Source organism: Halorubrum alkaliphilum (assembly GCF_017873815.1).
Lineage (GTDB): Archaea > Halobacteriota > Halobacteria > Halobacteriales > Haloferacaceae > Halorubrum > Halorubrum alkaliphilum.
The window spans coordinates 1-1542 of the sequence record NZ_JAGGKQ010000058.1 but is presented as its reverse complement, the minus strand read 5'-3'; the positions used below and the strand labels follow the sequence as shown (position 1 = coordinate 1542).

The following is a 1542-nucleotide window of genomic DNA, read 5'->3' as shown; positions in this document are numbered from 1 at the left end:
GCCCCATCCAAATGAACTGTGATTGTGGAAAGTACACGAAGACTTCCCTCAGCATTCAATCAGGAAAACGGGATTCCAGCGAAAACATAACGAGAAATATAGAATATATTCAGAGACTGTATTTTATTCGGTCACTTTTCACGTAATATCTGCATAGAATGACAGCGCTGCCGCTCCAGACGGGCGGGCAGCGCTGTCAGAGAATCTTCAGTCTGTTTCTCGATCTCGCCATAATAAGTACCGTTGTTTGGACTCGGTAAACAACGGTTCAAGCTGTTCTATTGACACGGCTGGAAAGAGTTTGCGGCCAAGCGAAAGCGACCGTTCACGAGACATGAGTCCTTGCTTGAGCGTGCGCAGGTACATCTGCTGTTTCAGAAACGCTCGTGCGTGCTCATCTGACCGAAACCGACGCTTGATCTGCGTCGGTTTCGTGTGGCCGTAGTACCGCTCCAGATTGTTCGTCGTGCTTGGAACTGCTTCATGCCGAAGGTGACCGAGGAACGTATCAAACTCTTCCATCACGTCTTTGACGGCTGTTCGTAACTCCTTGGGCAGTTGCTCGATTTTATCGAGCACTGCCCCAAACCGACGGACTGCGGCTTCATACGACTGCGCAGCAAACACTTGCTTGAACTCACTCCAGACAATTGCGCCGCGGAGACGTTCTGTGTTGGCGTAGCGAACACTCTCGAAAACGGTGTTGCGAAGCTTCTTCTCACCGTTTTTGAGGAAGTGAAAGTTACAGCGGTGGTGGACAGCGTCAAGCTCGTCTTCGATTATCTCGGGGTAGTCTGACCGGCCATCGGTTGTGACAACGTGAACTGGTTTTTCCCCAAGGACAGTGGTGAGAAACTCGCGGACGGTCTCTTTGGTGCACCGGTCGGCGATGGTTTCGGCGACCGGTGCACGAAGTAGTTCGTCGTAGACAGTGAGCCGATATGCGCGGCTGCCGTCAATCGTGAGATACTGTTCGTCATAGGTGAAAACGCCGGAGACGACGGGAAGATCGTTTGCGACGATCTCCGCCGTCTGCTCGGTACACCAGTTGTGGATCTGTTGATCAGAGGGCCGGACGTTGTAATGGATGGTGAGAACGTCTTGACGATTTTCGAGCGAGGAATCAGTGAGTACGTCGATGGTCGTGGCGAGTTGTGTGACTGCACGTGGATAGTGGTGATCGTCTGCAACAGCAGGGTGTGTTGGCGAAAACGAGCGACAGTTCGCACAGATGTATCGCTGCACCCGCAGGGGCTGGCAGCCCTGCGGGTGCCGCTCGTATCCACCGTTCCTGGAGACAGGGCCGCCACAGTCAGGGCACTCTGGTTGAGAAAGTCGAAGAACCGGTAGCTCTTCATTTGTCGGGACGATAGTTCCAGTCGGTGCGGAGGTGGTCATGAACACATCAACCTACCGCACCATCCTTCTAACAACTTGAGAAGTTGCCTCGCTCAAGCGAAGCAACGGCGTTTTAGTGTCGCTATCTTTCAGCAATCACTCACAAACAGACGGATCGAATTCACACTTCGCTTGGAAGCACGC

Annotated in this window: 1 protein-coding gene; it reads right to left on the bottom strand. The window is 52.9% G+C overall.

Annotation, left to right across the window (positions count from 1 at the left end):
- Positions 1-207 precede the first annotated feature (207 nt).
- The gene (locus J2751_RS15435) at positions 208-1398 is read right to left on the bottom strand and encodes a transposase (RefSeq protein ID WP_209487340.1); all 1191 of its coding nucleotides are present in this window, start codon (positions 1396-1398) and stop codon (positions 208-210) included.
- Between the last annotated feature and the right edge of the window lie 144 nt (positions 1399-1542).